The following is an 18,359-nucleotide window of genomic DNA, read 5'->3' on the forward strand; positions in this document are numbered from 1 at the left end:
TCAGATCACCACGAAGAGGCTCGGTTGGAAAGGGATCAAATGATCCCTTTTCGGCCTAATTAACCTTAGCGATTCCAAGTTTCTGAAAAAGAATAGGGGGTTGCGACAACGGCCGATCAACCGCCGATATATTAACGACATCTTCCCAGGCAACCTCCTTAGCATCCCTGCCAAATGCCGCTACGATCTTAGTAGCAGCACCTGGGATGAAGGGCAGTAACATAACCCCAAGGCCGTGAATCGCACGCAGTACGTAAGCTAACGTAACCTTGGTCGTCTCCATATCTGTCTTACGGGTTGTCCAGGGCGCCTTTTCATCTACGTACTTATTACAGTAACGAACGAACTCCATGATCCTTTCAAGGGCGGCTTTAAAGGAGTGCCCCTCAAGCTCCCTAGTAACATCCTCAAAGGTACTGCACAACGCCGCCTCCATGGCACGATCCAGATCCGTAACAAAGGCATTATCAAATGGAGCGACGGTGGCTCCACAGTGCTTAAGCGAGAACGATGTGATGCGATTAACCAGGTTTCCGAGGGCATCGGCTAATTCACCGTTATGCCGATGCTCAAGATCGTCTGGCTTGAAAACTGAACGTGATTTCTCGGATGCTATAGATGTCAGATAGTATCGGAGGGTATCAGGATCTCCGCCAGCCTCAAGATAATCGCCGATCCAAACAGCTGTGCCGCGCGATTTTGAGATCTTCTCCACCGCTCCGCCCGGTACCTGCATATTAAAGAAATGATTTACGATCACACCGCTTGGCAACCTGATGGATCCCTCCGCCTCCAGCATCGCTATCCAGATGATACAGTGGAATACGGTATTGTCTTCGCCGATGAAGTGATAGATCTCGGCATCATCCGAGCGCCACCAGGCGTCCGCTGCCGCAGGGGGTTCGCCCTGCTGCATACAGAGCTCCTTTGTAAAGGAGAGATATCCAATCGGCGCATCGAACCAGACGTAGAGCACTTTATTCTTGGCATCCGGATCATCTAGAGGTACCGGAATACCCCACGAGATATCACGCGTCATGGCGCGCTTGACCAACCCCGTTCCGAGCAGTCCCCGCACATAGGCCTTAGTTTGAGCACGTACATGTGAATTTTCGAGCCAAGCCTCAACCTGTGTCGCGAACCTAGACAAATCTAGGAACCAATGCACGGTTTCCCTAATAACCGCCGGCTCTCCGGAGATCTCACTTCTTGCGTTCTTAAGGGTATCAACGTCGAGCATCTTTCCGCAGTTCTCACACTGGTCGCCGTTCTGATCAGTGGCCTTACAGTATTCGCAGCTGCCCTTTACATATCGATCGGGTAGAAAGGCGCTGCGCGCCTCATCATAGAACTGCCGCTCACTCTGCTTCTCGAAGTATCCCTTATCGTAGAGCACCTTAAAGAAGCGCTGACTCTCCTCGGCATGAACCGGGCAGACGCTAGTACCACTATAGATATCAAAGGTAATACCCATGCCGGCGAAGTCCTCGGCCTGTTTGGCGCGGTAGAAGTTTGCTACCTCGGCGGGGGTCTTGCCCTCCTTTTCTGCGGAGATCATAAGTGCTACGCCGTGATCGTCCGAGCCACATATAAACCGCACCTCAGCCCCGGTCATACGCAGGTAGCGAACGTAGATATCTGCAGGGATATAGGCCCCACCGAGGTGCCCAACGTGCGGGCGATTATTAGAGTACGGAAGTGCTGCGGTCACTAGGACCTTACGAGCCTTGCCTGATCTTTGAGCATTAGTCATGGGGTAAATTCCAACTCGGATACCCACCCAAGCCTACGAAAAGCGGCTTGGGTCATCGGCACCATTTATAGTAGTATGATCTAACGCTCTCACGGGGATTCTGTAAACCCTGCTAAGGGGTTCAGCTCAACTTCTTTAGCTCGAAAAGCGCAGATAGCTGCACAGATAGCTGTGTTTTTGCAAAAATATGGCCGCTATGGACAACTATTACAAGATTCTTGGGGTAACAACGGCTGCTACGGCAACTGAGATCCGGCGTGCCTATCGCATCCTGGCACGCCGTTACCACCCTGACCTAAACCCAGGCAAGGCGAGTGAGGACACCTTTAAGAAGATAGCGCAGGCGTACTCTATTCTTTCCGATGCCGAGCAGCGACAACAACACGATGCCGCACTTGAAAGTACTAAATCATCCTTCGCCACGGCCTTTGATCGAGCCCATAGAACCTATCGCAAGAACCAACAGAGGGCCCCCTCATCTGCGCAACCACCCCCAATAAAGCCTGCGCCGCAAGCTACTCCACAAGCAACTCAGCAAAAGCCCCCTCCGCATACACCTAAAGCGCACCCCCATAAGGCCAAAAAGATCGACCTATCCAGCATCGCCCGCTCCTCCCGTCAAACGCTGCGCGCTCTCAGAAGAGCTATCTTCAACGACTCCTCAAAGAGCGCTGTAACTGCCAACCAGATCACTCAAGTATCGCTCCTTGAGCTCTCCATCTCTATATACGATGCGATTCAAGGGGTACGTCGAACCGTTGAGCTCACCGACGCTACTGGCGAGCCACGCAAGATCTCCGCTCATATCCCACCCGGAGTTCGTACCGGAAGCGTCGTTCGGTTTCGTCGTAAAGAATTTCCAACCGAGGAGGTGATTCTTATGATTAGAGTTGCCACCCACCCCTGGCTCTCACTTTCGACTAAGGGGCTCACGATGGAGATTCCGATCACAATTAACGAGGCCGTACTGGGCGGGAAAATTCAGGTCCCTTCACTTGCTGAGCCCCTTTTGGTCAGCATAGAGCCTGGCACTCAAAGTGGTAGCGAGGTGCGTCTTAAGGGCCAGGGGGTAACGTATCGTGATGGGCTTAGGGGGGATCTATTTATTCGGTTTATGGTTAAGATCCCAGAGGGCGCTCAGGCCGAAGGCTTGCGGGAGCGCTGTGCAGAGTTAGACCAGTATTATACGCACCCTATTAGGCAGAATCTCCCTCGGAGTATCTTGAATGAATAGCGAGAAAGCCCTGGTTGATAAGCGATCGATCGCGCCCCTGATCTTCTTTGCAAAAACAATACTCTGTCAGATGATTGCACTGGCTATCTGCATCCTTGCTTGGTCCCTTTATCCGCAGGTTAGCGCGGTGCTAATAGCCGCCTCGATAGCTGCTTTTATTACGGCTAACTTTCTCTCACTCTCTGCACCCTGGAGCGTACTTAATCTATTATTGCCGCTCGGCGCGGCTTGCGCCCTAATGCTCGAAATACCGAACTTCGTATTTCTGGTGCTACTGATAGCCCTGGTTTGTGTCTACGTTCCGGCTTTTTGGACACGGGTGCCATATTATCCAACTCAGCGGGCAGCCTATGCGTTCCTACTGGCAGAGCTTCCTACCGATCGCCCATTTACCTTTATCGATGTAGGGTGCGGTTTTGGAGAGCTATTATTTTTTCTTAGTAAGAAGCGTCCCAATGGTAGTTTTATCGGGGTTGAGATCGGGCCGTTGCCGTTCCTGTTAGCAAAGCTAAGATCTCTTTTTTGCTCAGATGTATCTATTCGCTTTCAAAGTATGTGGCGAACAGAGCTGACACCTTTCGATTACGTTTATACATTCCTATCGCCTGCTCCGATGGAGCGTATCTGGCTAAAGGCGAGCTCAGAGATGCGGCAGGGGGCTACATTTATAAGCAACTCATTTCCGGCTCCAGTTGAATCTGACTCTGTGATTGCACTTAAAGATAGCCGCCGTTCGAGCCTTTACCTGTACCGAATCGGGGCTTGAATACGCTTGGATGTAGCGTTAGCACTGCCCTAGTCGCTTATGCTCTCTTCGCCTGCGCCTCGCCAATCGTTGTGACACGATCTCGCCCCTTAAATCGCTCCCAGGTTATAACAACGGGTGCTACGATAAAAATCGTCGAGTAGGAGCCGCAAACGATGCCAACTACTAGGTAAAGGCTGAGATCCTTAATATCCCCAGCACCAACCAGATAGAGCGCAAGCGCCGAAAAGAGGGTCAACATGTGAGTAATGATAGTTCTCGAAAGGGTAAAGTTAATCGCCTCGTTTACAACATCTGAGATATTGTAGTTTTTCCGCTTCTTGCGCTCCTCTCTTACACGATCAAAGACCACCACCGTGTCATTCACCGAATAACCTATGATCGTCAGTGCGCCCGCCAGGGTGGCCATACCTATTAGGTGTCCAGATGCCAGATAGACCCCGGTAGCGATAATTACATCGTGAAAAAGTGCTATGATTGAACCGAGGCCGATAGCAAACTCAAATCTAAATATGATGTAGAGCATGATCCCTACCAATCCAAGCCCAATAGCTAATATGGCGCTACGCTGCAGCTCCTTGCCAACGGTCGGACCAACGAAATCTGTTTTCTCAATTTTAGATACATCGCCGAAAGCCGCTTTGAGCGCTGTCTCAATCCTGGTACGAACGATCTGCGGATCAGTACTCTCGCCTAACCGTACCGAGTACTCATTCTTCATCCCTTGGAAGGCCTGAACGCGCACCTCAGGAAGCCCCTGTGCGGCTAATCCAGCTCGGATCTTCTCACTGTTAAAGTCGCCCTGGAACTCGATCAGGAACTCATGCCCACCGAGGAAATCTGTGCCGTATTTCGTATCACCCTTCGAAATAAAGACCCAGATAGACCAGATAACACATATAATAGAGATTACCGCACAGAGATATCGCTTCCCCATGAAGTTGATCTTAGCTGAGCTTGAGATTAGCTCTTTCATGACTGACTCCCTACGCTACTAAATTTACTGAGCCTTTAAATTGATAACCCCTTTTCCCCCTTGAGCTCGAAATAATCGAAGCACAATCGCGCTACATACACGGCGCAGAAAAGGGTTGTTACTATGCCGATCGAAAGGGTTACTGCAAAGCCTCGCACTGCGCCGGTACCGAAGTAGTACAGGAGCGTTCCCGCCAAGAGCGTTGTAACGTTAGCGTCAAAGATCGCACTGAACGCCTTCTCAAAGCCGGTATGTACGGCTAGATCCCGACTAACGCCGCTACGAATCTCATCTCGTATGCGTTCGAATATGATAACGTTAGAGTCAACAGCCATACCGATCGTTAACGCAAGACCTGCCAACCCAGGTAGGGTTAAGGTTGCTCCGAACAACGAAAGGCAGCCGATCATAAGCACTGCATTGAGAGCTAGCGTAACAACCGCCACCATGCCGGACTTTACGTAGTAGATCACCATAAAGAGCGCAATCGCAGTGAACCCGATCGCCATTGCAAGAACCCCCTTCTTCACTGACTCAAGCCCAAGGGTTGGACCAACGGTGCGCTCCTCCATAATCTCTAATGGCGCTGGCAACGCTCCAGATTTAAGAACTACCTTTAGCTCACGTGCCTCATCCATATTAAAGCCAGTGATCTCCGCGTCCCCGCCCGTAATAGCTGAGTTAATCGTAGGGGCGGAATTAACAACCCCGTTCAGAACGATCGCAAGTCGCCGCCCAATATTCTCTGCGGTAACACGCGCGAATGTCTGAGTGCCCTGGGGAGAGAGCTTGAGAAGAACTCGCACCTGGCCGTTCTGATCGATATCAACCCGCGCATCGCTGACAGCATCACCGGTCATTACGGTCTGATCCTCAACGATCATGGGCTCTCCGTTCTTGCTGCGCAGACTCACTGTACCGATACCTGTGCCGGTAGTGGCAGATGGCACCAGTCGGAATTCAAGCTTAGCGACGTTTCCAACAACTTTCTTTACCGCTGCGATATCCGATACACCTGGCATCTGAAGAATAATGCGGTCCTCGCCAGACTTCTGAATAAGGGGCTCTGCTACGCCGAACTGATCAACCCTACTGCGCAGCGTCTCTATGGCTTGCTCGATCGCCTCGTGCTCAATCTTTTTTGCAAGTAGTGGCGGGATACCGAAAACAAGGCGCGGCTGCGGTCCATCCATCTCTTGCCGTAAGAGGGTTAAATCCGGCTCCTTCTCTATTACCGTATTCTTTGCCGCTTCAAGTGAAGCTTCTGTAAGCAGGCTTATCTGTAATGTAGTATCCGGTGACACAGCAGATCTAACTACTGCGATACGTTTAGTGCGCAGCTCGGAACGGATCAAAGCTAGCGAGGATTGCAATCTGCTTTTTACCGCCTCCTCCGCTTTTACCTTGTAGACAAGGTGCACACCGCCGCTGATATCCAGGCCCAAAGAGATCGGCTTTGTAAACCATTTCTGCGTAAAGTTATCGCGCAAGATAGTCGGTAGCAACGACAGTATCGCTGCCAGAGTTACCACTGTGACGATAAGGACCCTCTGAAAGATATCTTTTCCCATGACGCTCCGTTACAAAAAGTTAGGCGGCTTCCGCCTTCTTTCCATCCATGCTCTCCATGCGTGCGATATACGCAGGTACGAGTCGGATCTTTACATTCGTAGCGATCTCAAGCAGTACGTACTCCTTTTCAATCCCAACGATGCGTCCGACGATACCGCTTGTTGTTACCACCGAATCTCCCTTCTTAAGGGTGTCGACCATAGTTTTATGCGATTTGTTCTTCTTATCCTGAGGACGAATTACCATCGTCCAGAAGATCAGGTAACAGATCGCTAGCATCGGAGCCATGCTTATTAAGGAGCTCAACAGCGTTGGTTGATCTGAAGCTGCTGCGGCACCCTGCGCTGCAGCATCAAGCGGTGAGAGCATTAATGCCCCACAAAATAGAACGAAAATAGCTAATATATATTTAGTCTTCATATGTAAACACCCATTAAAACAAGCATTTGAATTATCATATCTGGGCGATTAGCGCACTATACTTTGAACTATCAGCTAGCAGTAAAAAAGCCCTTAAGGGTACCTGGCAACTCATGCGAAATGGTTGCCTCACGCCCGGGGCCAACGCTTATTAGGCTAACCGGGCAATCAACCAGCTTTGATATCCCCTGTACGAACACCTTTAAGCTCTGCGGCAACTCCTGCCAACTCCTCACCCCAGTTATATCGGCATCCCACCCCTCAAAATCTACGTATTGCGGCTCCAGCCCATCGTATTCGTATGCTAATGCTGGAAGGTCGTGCTGTAGCTCACCTTTAATGCGATATCCGGTACATACCTTTATTGAGCGCATTCCGCTTAGAACATCTAGCTTCGTCAGCACCAGGCTATCGATGCCACTGATTCTAACGGCCCTCTTAAGGGCAACGCAATCGAACCAACCGCACCGTCTTGCACGACCTGTAACGGTTCCGAACTCATGCCCACGTGTGCGCACCTCATCCCCAACAGCGGACTCCATCTCGGTCGGAAATGGCCCCTCTCCGACCCGGGTTGAATATGCCTTAGCAACTCCAAGCACTGAATCGATCATCTTGGGGCCTATGCCAACCCCGATTAGTGCCGCCCCTGCGATGGTCGAGGATGAAGTTACGTATGGATAGGTGCCGTGCATCTGATCAAGTAGCACTCCCTGCGCCCCTTCAAAAACCACACGCTCGCCAGCTCTAATGGCGTCATAAATCAAGCGACTTCCGTTCGCCACATATGGCGCGAGGATAGAAGACTCCTCTTCGAGCTTAGCCCACACTGAGTCAAAATCAACCTGCGTATCGCTATCAAGAACATACTTCAGGATCTTGTTTTTCTCCTCAACGTGGGCCCGTATTCGATCCTTCATCAGGTGTGGCGCGAGCAGGTCGGCGCATCTAATACCGGAGCGTTGGCTGCGATCTTCATACGCTGGCCCAATACCTCTGCCGGTAGTACCGATGCGTTGTACCCCACGCGCACGCTCGCGCGCCTTGTCGGTCAGGATATGATAGTCAAGAACGAGATGCGCATCTCGATCTATAAATACTCGAGCAGGCGAGATATCAACACCAGCCTGGCGTACCCGCTCCATTTCAGAGATTAGAACAGAGGGATTAAGAACCACCCCCGCTCCAAGCAGGCATTTAACCCCTGGCCTAAGAACTCCGCTCGGCAGAAGGCTTAACGCCGTCTTTACGCCATCTACGACGATAGTATGCCCGGCGTTATTACCACCCTGAAAGCGTACGACCCACTCTGCGTGCTCTGTAAGCACATCGACGATCTTGCCCTTACCCTCGTCTCCCCACTGCGCTCCAACAACTATTATTGCAGACATCTTTCCCCCAGTATGTGCTCAACCCACGTAGTTATATCACGTAGGAGAGCCTAGTTTCAGTCCAAGATTGATCTCAAAATCGATGCTCTGATCAGGATTAACCCGCAGCAGCCCCAACGTATCACTAGAGCCCTCAACGCCGTACATAACAACCCCTGGCTTCTCCCTTAATCCGGTCATAAACGCAGCCTCTTCCAGCGCTCGCAGCGAATTACGCTGACCGTTATGCAGCGCTGCCGCTACTGCAGGCGCTAGCTCGATGCGGGGAAGGTGTGGCACTAGCACCGACCAATCCTGCACCAGCTCCCAAGATACCTCTGTAATCTGCACAGCTCGATCTACCGACAAAACCCCAGACCGTTCTCTCCGTATGGTTGCGACAGCAGCACCACAACCGAGCGCATCTCCAAGATCACGCGCAACCGAACGTACATAAGTTCCGGGAGAGCACTCCATCCGATACCCGATCAGATCAGGCGACAAAGATAAAAGCTCTAAGCGGCTTACCTCAACCTCTCTTGCTTTAAGTTCGAATTCCTCCCCTAAACGTTGCATCTTATGTGCACGTTTTCCACCGACCTTAACGGCACTAACCTTTGGAGGGACCTGCTGAATATGTCCAATGAACCTCTGAGCACACTCATGAATCTGTTCGAAACTAGGGATATCCTCCGAGCGACTCAAGACCTCCCCAGCTAGATCATCCGTGGACGTTCTAACCCCAAGCTTAATCGTTCCACTATAGACCTTAGTACCATCTGCTGCGTATGAGGCTATGCGGGTGGCGCCGTTTATAAGAATAACTAGCAATCCAGTGGCATCGGGATCCAAGGTCCCTGCATGTCCGACCCGTGCGGCCTGTAATATATGTTTAATACGCGCGACCACACCAGCAGATGTGATACCAGCGGGCTTATCGATCAGAAGTATACCGTTATGCATGGCCTGTTGAGAGAGCATTACTCACCTTATCACGTAGCTCACTCTTGAGAAGATCCAGCCCCTTGCGCCACCTAAATGCGGCTGCTGGCTTGTGTCCACCACCACCGAAAGATTGTGCTATGGCCGCTACATCGACCGCACCAAGACGTGATCTGAGGCTAACACGCCACATATCTACGTCCTGTTTGAAGAGCACCGATACATTTACCCCTTCGATATCACGCGCCCGCTCCGCCAGGGAGTCGGCGTCGAGTAGCTCCGCGCCGAGGCGCTTAAGCATCTCCTGAGTTACCGTTACCTCGGCGAATGCGCCGTTGTTAAGAATATTGATATTAATCATCGCCTCAGCTTGCAACTTTATTGCAGGCAGGGAGTGATTGGCGAAGAGCTCCTGAGTTAGTTTGTCAGGACGAGCACCGCGCTCCATAAGATCATGCGCAGCTAAGAAAGTTTTTGCGCTCGTGCTCTGATATCTAAAGGACCCTGTATCCCCTATTATCCCCGCCAATAAACACGCCGCTACATCGCTCGTGATAATATCATTACGTGAAAGACGGCGTTCAGCTTCCTTTAGCAGATTAAATACAAGCTCAGAGGTAGAGCTAGCACCATCAACAACGTAGTTTATCTGCCCAAAGTTAGTATTTGCGTTGTGGTGATCGATATTGATGACCTTTTTTGCAGCACGCACATACGGGACTAATAATTCTCCAACTCGCTCAAGTGCTCCACAATCACACACCACAAGCACATCATCTTCAGCGAGTGGCGGTGGAATGGTGGCAGACACATCTTTGGCACCAGGAATCACTGCATAGCGTGGGACAAATCCGCTCTCGTTATAAACTACAACCGAGATACCTAGTTGCTTTAGGGCTGCCGCTAATCCACACGAAGAACCGTAGGCATCGGCGTCCGGACTAGTATGTGAGAGAACTACAGCGCGCTTACTGCTGTGCAATAGATCAAGCACGTCATCTATGACGGAGCCGTTACTCATTGGGGATCCGAGGCCTTAACCCTCTCCATAAGACGCTCAACCTCCTCTACCGTATCGAGCGTATCGTCGTAATAGAATCTAATGGTAGGCACAAAACGGATGTCGAGCTTCTTTGCTATAGTATGCTTAAAGTGCCCCTGTGCGGCCCGAAAGGCTACCTCTACCTCAGCAATGCGCGCTTTACGATCGATATCCGAGGGGAATGAAACAACCCAGTATACCTTACCCATGCGCAGATCGGGCGAGATCATAACGGAGGTGATCGTCACGAGATTAAAACGGGGGTCAGCCGTATAGTTCAGGTGCTGCGCCACTAGCTCCTTGATCCTCTCTGCAATCTGATATACTCGACGACTCTCGGCCATATCTACCTTACATCCAATTCAGGGATGCTACCTAAAGGGTCGCAGCGATCTCTTTATACTCAAACACCTCTACGACATCTCCAATCTTCACATCGTTGAAGCCCTCAAGGCCGATACCGCACTCAAAGCCAGCTTGCACTTCACGCACGTCATCCTTAAAGCGCCTTAGGCTAGACATCTTGCCCTCATGAATAACACGGCTGTCACGCAGCAAGCGGGCGTTAGCATTTCTGCGAACCAAACCACCTGTAACGTAACAACCAGCTATTACACCGATCTTAGGAATACTAAAAGTGTCACGAACCTCTACACGTCCAAGACTGGACTCCTGCTTAATAGGCGCTAACAAGCCGAGCATGGCGTTCTTCATATCGTCCAAGAGCTCGTATATCACACGGTAGAACCGGATCTGTACGCTGGACTTCTCGGCTTCAGCCATAACACGCGGCTCTCCTCGCACTCCGAAACCAACTATGATGGCGCGTGATGCGATCGCAAGCTGCACGTCGCTTTCATTAATACCGCCAACCGCTGAGTGCAGAACTCGCACCTTAACCTTATCTCCTGAGAGCTTCTCAATAGAATCCTTAACGGCCTCTACAGAACCCTGTACATCCGCCTTAAGAATTACATTAAGCTCCTGAGCGGCCTGGCCGCTTGCTTTCTTGGCAAACTCTTCAAGGCTAATTGGACCTGTTGCAAGCGCACGTTGCTGCTGCTGCTTTAGCTGCATACGGTTACTTGCAACCTCGCGAGCATCAGATTCACTCGCAAGGGCGAGAAAATCATCTCCCGAGTCCGGCATACCGGTTAGCCCTGTAATCTCAACTGGCACAGATGGGCCCGCAGCCTCAATCTTATCACCCTTGTAATTGTTCATCGTTCGAACTCGGCCATACTCTGAGCCGCTTACAAAGTTATCTCCAACCTTGAGCGTTCCTGCCTGAACGAGCACCGTAGCAACCACGCCGCGCCCACGATCCTGCCTGCTCTCGAGAATCGTACCCTTCGCACGACGCTCTGCATTAGCCTTAAGCTCCTTGACCTCTGCCAGTACCAGAATGCCATCTAGCAACTCAGGGATACCGTCACCCTTAAGTGCAGATACGCGGCAGAACATGGTGTCTCCACCCCAATCCTCCGGTTGCAGGCCTAGCTCTGCCAACTGAGTTCGTACGCGATCCGGATTAGCATCCGCCTTATCCATCTTATTAATAGCAACGATCAGCGGAACCTTCGCAGCCTGTGCGTGGTTAATAGCCTCCCTCGTCTGCGGCATCACTCCATCATCCGCCGCAACAACCAGCACAACGATATCTGTAACTTGAGCTCCGCGCGCGCGCATAGCTGTAAATGCCGCGTGACCAGGCGTATCAATAAACGTAATGACTTTGCCCCCTGCAGTGGTCACACTGTAGGCCCCGATATGCTGCGTAATTCCACCCGCCTCCTTGGCTGCAACTGCGGCGCTGCGAATTTTATCGAGCAAAGAGGTTTTACCGTGATCAACGTGTCCCATAACGGTAACTACCGGTGGGCGTGGTTGTAGGTTTCCAACCTCCTCTTCAACAATATCCTGAATAATGTCCTGCTCGTTAAACTCGACATGCTTAACTTCATAGCCCAACTCGTCGGCTACGATAGTAGCGGTATCTTTGTCGATCGCCTGATTGATCGTTGCAAGGATACCTAGACCAAGCAGTTTAGCAATAACTTCGCCTGACTTAAGACTCATCTGCTTAGCAAGTTCCCCAACCGTTATTGAATCCCCTAATTCAATAACGCGCTTGGCGACCTTAAGCTTTTCAAGGTCAGATCCTCGCATCCCTGTGGGATTACCCCTCTGTCCCCTTTGCTTTGGGCGACGGTTCTCTCGACCACCATAATCAACTAAATCGACACTACTGATCTCGCGCTTGCGTCCCTTTTTAATTCCCTTCTTTTGCTGACCCTCGTCCTCATCAACGATAATGGGTCGCGCAGCTACGACAGGCACACCCTTAGTAGGCCGTTTCACTTCAACTGCACGTACGATAACTCGGCGCTGTGGAAGCTCGATCTTACCCAGAATACGTGGGCCAGGCCTATTAGTACTAACAACTCCAGCCTGCTGTGGCTGTTGCAATACTGACGCCGCTGTTTCTTTAGCCTTGCTACCTGCTGCACCCATAGATTCAAGCGCTGTTGTCTCTATCTGCTCCTGGCTAGAATTCTGCTCCTCTTTTGCAGCCTCAACATGCTGCGGTAAGGCATTGGTCTGCTCAGACTCACTCAGATCCCAAGCGTCTCCAGCAAGTGCTGCTGCGGGCGATGTTTGCGCATTTAAATCATCTTCGGCCTGAATCTCATTCGGTACCATTGTCTCAAATGTGGTCTCAACTGTGGTCTCGCCTGTGGTCTCAGCTGTATCGACCGATCGGCGACGACGAATTACGCCGCCTGCCCTTTTTTCTACAACCGTATCGGTTGCTCCCGTGGCTAGATCAACTCTACGTGTCACCGTTTCCGAGTTTTCGTTCTTGGATATACCCAGCGCCTGCCGAATAAGGGCTCTGCGGATCGCATCGGACTCATCTGCTTCGAGCGAGTGTGAATGCGAGCTCTTACCGCGAATACCAAGATCCTGAGCCTTCGCAAGAACGACCTTGTTCTCGACTCCGAGCTCTTTTGCTAGTTCATGAATTCTTATCTTTGACATGTGCCTTTCTATATCTTGCTAGCGCCTATCGCCTACTGTTGCTTCGTTACTCGATCCATCAGGCGAACTACCGTTAGCCTTAACTGCTCTATATTGAGTATCCCCTGCGAGATGCGTAACGCTCGCTCCCATCTCGCCGCCTGTCCCATACGGGATATGCATCCGATATCAGGGTGCACATAGGCTCCCCTGCCGGGTAACCGCTGTCCCTCATCCCAAACCAATACGCCTTCACATAAAACCATGCGCAGAAGGCTCGCCTTGCTCGCCTTAGAGCGACAGATCAAACATGTCCGCTCCGAAACTCCCAAGCTCTCCCCCTACGACTCCTTATCCCTACAGAAGCGGCGCAGCGCGATTAGTTCCACTCTTGAGGAACGAATCAGCTGCCGCACGAATCTGCTCAATATCTCCATCCTCAATGCCGCTCACCAGACGGAGAGCATCATCTTCGGCCTCTACAACTTTCTGAATCGTCTTATAACCGGCTCCGATTAACATCTCTCGAATATCAGCGGTAATAGGCAGCCGATCTAGATCCGATAGCGTCTCACTCTCTGCTACAGCAACCTTATCGAGCTCATCTCCCATCTGCTCGGCATACGCCCTAGCATTCTTATGAATCTCGGAAGCCTGATCCTGAGAAAGTCCCTCAACCTCAAAGAGCTCCTCAAGCGCAACATCTGATATCTCTCGAACACCACGGTAGCCGTGCTGAAAGAGCAGCTCGGCATGCATAAAGTCGATACCTGGAATTGCACTGAGAGCAGCACGCGCTCTGCGCGCCTCCTCTTCGGCAACCGACACGCTTCGAACATCGATACGCCAGCCAGAAAGCTTGCTCGCGAGCTTCACGTTCTGTCCACGGCGACCGATTGCGAGTGAGAGTTGATCATCAGGAACGATAACCTCCATGGAGTGTTGCTCCTCGTCCACAACTACGCGGCTAACCTCTGCTGGCGACAATGCGCGCGCAACGAAGGAGGGCTCGTCAGGTGTCCATGTGATAATATCGATACGCTCTCCACGCAGCTCCTGCACAACAGCCTGTACGCGAGAGCCCTTGATACCAACGCAGGCACCAACCGGATCCACTCCGGAGTCGTTTGAATATACAGCGATCTTAGCACGCTCACCTGGCTCACGAGCAACGGCTTTGAGCTCAATGACGCGATCGGCGATCTCAGGAACCTCAAGCTCAAAGAGCTTCTTAAGAAGATCTGGATGGCTACGAGTAAGGATGATCTGCGGTCCTCGTGCTGAACGGTCAACGTCAAGTATCATTCCACGTAGGCGATCCCCTGGGCGATAACGTTCACGTTGAATCTGCTCACGCTTCGGCAGAATTGCCTCAGTGCGTCCAAGATTCACCACGATGTTACCACGCTCAAGTCTGAGCACGATGCCGTTAATAAGATCGCCCTTAGAGTCCTTGTACTCCTCGAATATAACTCCGCGCTCTGCGTCACGAACCTTCTGCATAATGACCTGCTTTGCGGTCTGTGCGGCGATACGACCGAGCACCTCTGTATCGAGCTTTTTACCGAGCTCATCACCGATCATTGCGTCTGGATCAACCTCAGCACGGGCCTCCTTAAGCAATATCTGAGTATCGTTATCCTCAACCCGTTCCACTACGACCTTAAACTGGACCACTTCGATCTCTCCAGTCTCCTCGTTAAACTTGGTCTCAAGATTTAAGTTGTGCCCAAAGTGCTTACGAGCCGCGGATAACATCGCAGACTCAACAGCCTCAATCAGCACCTGCTTATCAATACCCTTATCACGCCCCATTTGGCTAAGGATTGCATTAAGGTCAAAGTTTGATGACATACCTATTTCCTCATCTATTCTCGTCAATCAGATCCCACTCACCATCTTTGTGGCGAGAGGTCGCTACTCAAATTTAAAATCGATCCGTGCCTCTTTCACATCGCACAGGCTAACTGAAACAGCCCCGCTCTTCTCCTCTCCATCGATCTCAAGCGTTTCCCCAATTACTGATCTTAATAGCCCAGTAACGGTCTGGCTGGTCTTATCTCCGCTGTTATTTTCACCGCGAAACTTAACCCGCACCCGCTCACCAATCGCACCCTCAAATTGTTCGACTCGACGCAACCGTCGATTGACTCCTGGGCTTGAAACCTCAAGCAAACAGTTGTCTGGAATCAAACCATCGTTCTCATCGATATCGAGCAAACGCTTGCTTACTCGAACACACTCCTCAAACAACACCCCTGTGCGTAATACCTCTGCAGGCAATACTGTACCATCTTCGCTTATCGGCGCAGCAGGCTCAACGCTCTGCGCATCCTTACTACGATCTCGAGTGATATATACTCGCAGCAGCCCGCGGCCCTCGGATTCACCGCCCTCACCTGGCATGTCTATATCAAACAGCTCGACTCCCTCTTCAAGCGCTACCGCATGGATAACGCTCCATAAAGAGCTTTGTTTCACTGTTTGCGTTTGGCCAACGGCCATACTGAAGCACCCTATTTAATAATTATGGATGATCACTAATGATCACCAAGCTGCCCGCACTGCGGACACAACCCATGCGCTGCCACCTTTCGCGTGACCCTGATAAACCAATAGTGTAACAGGATAACGTAACGGACATGAGACCACGCCCGCCCAGCAGAGATCTGCCAGAGTTAATAACAGGTTATCATAAGGTGGCGTGACGTTCAACTCTGTCGAGGTGCGGTAAATATCGCACTATCAAGTGACATTCTAGCGTTATTTTAGCTAGTTAGGCGTCTGAGCACAAACGCTATGGGTTGAAAGCACCCTGGCGCATGAAAATCAGGCTCAATCCCATCAATACGATTTGAGGAGAGAAATCGTTGTCGTGGCTTATGCATAATGCCCGAAACATGTATCAGTGAATCCGGCTCAAGAGAGACCTCAAGACTAGAGATCTCAACACCAAAAACCATACTCCAGCCCACCTTTGATTGCACAACTTCTAGCGCTACTAGCTGCGGGCGCTTTGTGATCGGAGCCCGCGTGCGATATGAGTTCAACAAAACCGTCCACCACGCACCTGCCGGACTTATATTAAACTCTTGGTAACGCCCACTGCTCTCCTTGATAAAGAGCTCGACAACATCGCGTTCCCATAGCCCCTCGACAAATTCACCCTTTGAGAGCGTGCTATCATAATCAGGGAGAGCGGGAAGTGTGCCTACAAACCAGAGCGTTTTAGGATCGCGTGCAAGGCTCCATTTAAAGGGCTGCGGCAGCGCTATGCCGTTCCAGCATGAGTCAATGGCCTGTGTCGGAAGCGCGCTAACATCGGATACCGACAGAAGCTGCGAGGAGTTACTAACGCTAATCGTCACATGTTCTCCACGTTCGTTAGCCGGTTGCTGCATGAAACATTCGATTGAGCGCACGTGCTTCTCGTAGATGAAAATCCACGAGCAACGTCGCTTCCTGACCCCGCTCAAATGCAAGACCAAGCGCGGCCTGCGCCATTAGAAGTGGCGAATTGTGATTAGCTCTCCATTCTTCACGCTTTGAATCCCAGGCAAAAGCCTCCGGCAAAATACCGGAAGGAATCTGGTAGTCACGCCCCTTCCCCAATACATGCAAGGTCTCTGGTCGAGGGGTTATAAAGGATATGGCGCGTTTCATATGTCGATCCGCATAAACGAAAGATTCAACCTCACGCGCACCAGACTCGACAAAGCGCCTATAGAAGTATGCGGCCAGTAAGGGATCAAAGAGGCTCCACTCTGCTGGGCGCATATCGGAGCTTCGCGCAGCGAACTCGCCCCTATCCCCCTTGTCCGGATTTTGAAAGTAATCTTGGCCCACGTAACGATCTGGGCCCTCTCTCTCATCCATCTCCCATCGACGAAAGCCCGCCTCGCCCATGTTGCGATAGACCGTACGCAGGATCGTATTTTGACGCTCTATCTTCAAATTGCAATCAAAGGGATAGAGCAACAACGCCATGGCAGAATCGCACGGACGTCGATCGCACTCAGTTGCATATCCAGATTGAGGGATCCGATCCTCTACGGTCTGGGTACAACGCTCTAAGGTCTCCTCTAACTGCTCACGAAATGCGGCACCATCCTGGACACCGCCATATTCAACCGGTAGATGCTCCCATCCCTCTCGCTCGTGAAAAATCTTGGCTTCATGCAGACCGGCAACTACGATTCCAACACTCGTTGCGCGTCGCCACTCCCGAATATCCTCCCATGGTCCATAATCAAGGGTGTTATGAACTCCAGCTCCAAAAAACATCTTGATGGTTGCAGGCAGGATTGAATCCTTCGCGTTCTGATCCGGATCGATGCTTCTCAGGTCAAAGCGCGGGTAGTTCCCTATCTGGCCATACCTCGCATCCTGATTAGCAAAGCGATACGGAGCCCAGACCATCGCACCTAATGCATCAAGTTGCTGGTGCCCCCAATCGTGATCGCAGAAGTTAAGCTCCCCGTGATTGCCAACAGAGAACTTAACGTGTGGCCCGTTATTTCCATCTAGAAATAATTGACGACGCTCTTCAGGAGAGCCCCAGTGAAATTGCAGGATCTTTCCGCGATGATCCTGACCACCGGTGAAGCTCCAGAGATTCTTTATGATCTGCTCTGCTACATCAGAGAACCCTGCTCGGTTAAGCGCCGTGGCGGTAATGATGCTGTCTCTGGTCCACATATTGCGTGAATAGTCTTCGCAGTGATGCGCTCCCTCAAAGGACCTCATCTGAGGATTAAGAGCCGCCGTTACGGAGCCGGTCTTAAAGCCTATTAGAGAGAGATCCAGTAGGGGGTGAGAGAGAACTTGATGAAGATCATTAATACTTAGGGGCTTTACCTTACGTATAAATGGCTCCAGAGGGTGCCCATCGACCAACTGCTCGCACATTGGGATTGAGCTAACCGCAGGAAACCCTAGAGATTTAAAGGTTGAGAACGGTTGTGGATGATAGATATCACTTGAGTTTTTTGGCTTAAGAAGCCCCTCCGCTAAGTCACAGTGCCATTGGCGCTCTGAAACCCCTGCTGACATCCTTCGGTGTTGTGCATTCACTTGCATTAGCCGACAAACCTCCAAAAAAAGCTCTGTAGGTAAGCCTAGCTATTGAAGCGCCATCCACCAAGAGGAAATAGTTAGTACAGTGTTGGAGATTATTGCAGCTATTTGATATTACTAAGTATTTATATTGCCCGTGTGCTATTTGCTAAATAGCCGTTTTAGCAGATGTGACTATCCGGCATAT

The 18,359-nt window shown here is 51.1% G+C and carries 16 protein-coding genes; 2 read left to right on the forward strand and 14 right to left on the reverse strand.

The window, feature by feature from the left end:
- Positions 1-55: 55 nt before the first annotated feature.
- Positions 56-1,753, reverse strand: coding sequence for a methionine--tRNA ligase (metG, locus tag NTV65_02580; GenBank protein MCX6114089.1), 1,698 nt, complete (start codon positions 1,751-1,753; stop codon positions 56-58).
- 196 nt (positions 1,754-1,949) lie between these two features.
- Here metG and NTV65_02585 point away from each other — a divergent pair, with 196 nt between their 5' ends.
- Complete coding sequence (locus tag NTV65_02585) at positions 1,950-2,987, forward strand: DnaJ domain-containing protein (GenBank protein MCX6114090.1); 1,038 nt, start codon at positions 1,950-1,952, stop codon at positions 2,985-2,987.
- Positions 2,980-3,753, forward strand: a complete 774-nt coding sequence (locus NTV65_02590; protein MCX6114091.1) for a class I SAM-dependent methyltransferase — start codon at positions 2,980-2,982, stop codon at positions 3,751-3,753. Before NTV65_02585 ends, NTV65_02590 begins: the two co-directional genes overlap by 8 nt.
- A gap of 37 nt (positions 3,754-3,790) precedes the next feature.
- Here NTV65_02590 and secF read toward each other — a convergent pair whose 3' ends face one another.
- The 13 genes from secF to NTV65_02655 all read right to left on the reverse strand — a co-directional run bounded on the left by secF (position 3,791) and on the right by NTV65_02655 (position 18,175).
- Positions 3,791-4,729 (reverse strand): protein translocase subunit SecF, encoded by a 939-nt coding sequence (gene secF, locus NTV65_02595; GenBank protein MCX6114092.1) that lies wholly within the window; start codon positions 4,727-4,729, stop codon positions 3,791-3,793.
- Between the two features lie 35 nt (positions 4,730-4,764).
- Positions 4,765-6,300, reverse strand: coding sequence for a protein translocase subunit SecD (secD, locus tag NTV65_02600; protein ID MCX6114093.1), 1,536 nt, complete (start codon positions 6,298-6,300; stop codon positions 4,765-4,767).
- A 19-nt stretch (positions 6,301-6,319) separates the two neighbouring features.
- Positions 6,320-6,670, reverse strand: a complete 351-nt coding sequence (gene yajC / locus NTV65_02605; GenBank protein MCX6114094.1) for a preprotein translocase subunit YajC — start codon at positions 6,668-6,670, stop codon at positions 6,320-6,322.
- A 122-nt stretch (positions 6,671-6,792) separates the two neighbouring features.
- Complete coding sequence (locus NTV65_02610) at positions 6,793-8,112, reverse strand: adenylosuccinate synthase (GenBank protein ID MCX6114095.1); 1,320 nt, start codon at positions 8,110-8,112, stop codon at positions 6,793-6,795.
- Positions 8,113-8,148: 36 nt separating this feature from the next.
- Entirely contained in the window at positions 8,149-9,072 is a 924-nt protein-coding gene (gene truB / locus NTV65_02615; protein MCX6114096.1) for a tRNA pseudouridine(55) synthase TruB, read from the reverse strand.
- Positions 9,047-10,054 carry a bifunctional oligoribonuclease/PAP phosphatase NrnA gene (locus tag NTV65_02620; GenBank protein MCX6114097.1) on the reverse strand — a complete coding sequence of 336 codons (1,008 nt, stop codon included), beginning with the start codon at positions 10,052-10,054 and terminating at the stop codon, positions 9,047-9,049. The genes truB and NTV65_02620 overlap by 26 nt, the downstream gene beginning before the upstream one ends.
- Positions 10,051-10,419, reverse strand: a complete 369-nt coding sequence (gene rbfA / locus NTV65_02625; GenBank protein MCX6114098.1) for a 30S ribosome-binding factor RbfA — start codon at positions 10,417-10,419, stop codon at positions 10,051-10,053. The genes NTV65_02620 and rbfA overlap by 4 nt, the downstream gene beginning before the upstream one ends.
- Before the next feature lie 31 nt (positions 10,420-10,450).
- Positions 10,451-13,117 carry a translation initiation factor IF-2 gene (gene infB, locus NTV65_02630; GenBank protein ID MCX6114099.1) on the reverse strand — a complete coding sequence of 889 codons (2,667 nt, stop codon included), beginning with the start codon at positions 13,115-13,117 and terminating at the stop codon, positions 10,451-10,453.
- A gap of 32 nt (positions 13,118-13,149) precedes the next feature.
- On the reverse strand, positions 13,150-13,404 hold the full coding sequence (locus NTV65_02635) for a YlxR family protein (GenBank protein MCX6114100.1): 255 nt from the start codon (positions 13,402-13,404) through the stop codon (positions 13,150-13,152).
- A gap of 49 nt (positions 13,405-13,453) precedes the next feature.
- Positions 13,454-14,950 carry a transcription termination factor NusA gene (nusA, locus tag NTV65_02640; protein MCX6114101.1) on the reverse strand — a complete coding sequence of 499 codons (1,497 nt, stop codon included), beginning with the start codon at positions 14,948-14,950 and terminating at the stop codon, positions 13,454-13,456.
- Positions 14,951-15,013: 63 nt separating this feature from the next.
- Positions 15,014-15,601 carry a hypothetical protein gene (locus tag NTV65_02645; protein MCX6114102.1) on the reverse strand — a complete coding sequence of 196 codons (588 nt, stop codon included), beginning with the start codon at positions 15,599-15,601 and terminating at the stop codon, positions 15,014-15,016.
- Positions 15,602-15,864: 263 nt separating this feature from the next.
- Positions 15,865-16,464, reverse strand: a complete 600-nt coding sequence (locus NTV65_02650; GenBank protein ID MCX6114103.1) for a hypothetical protein — start codon at positions 16,462-16,464, stop codon at positions 15,865-15,867.
- Positions 16,465-16,480: 16 nt separating this feature from the next.
- A complete protein-coding gene (locus tag NTV65_02655; GenBank protein MCX6114104.1) occupies positions 16,481-18,175 on the reverse strand; it encodes a hypothetical protein in 1,695 nt (564 codons plus the stop codon).
- Positions 18,176-18,359: the final 184 nt, after the last annotated feature.

The organism is Pseudomonadota bacterium, from assembly GCA_026390555.1.
Lineage (GTDB): Bacteria > Bdellovibrionota_C > UBA2361 > UBA2361 > OMII01 > OMII01.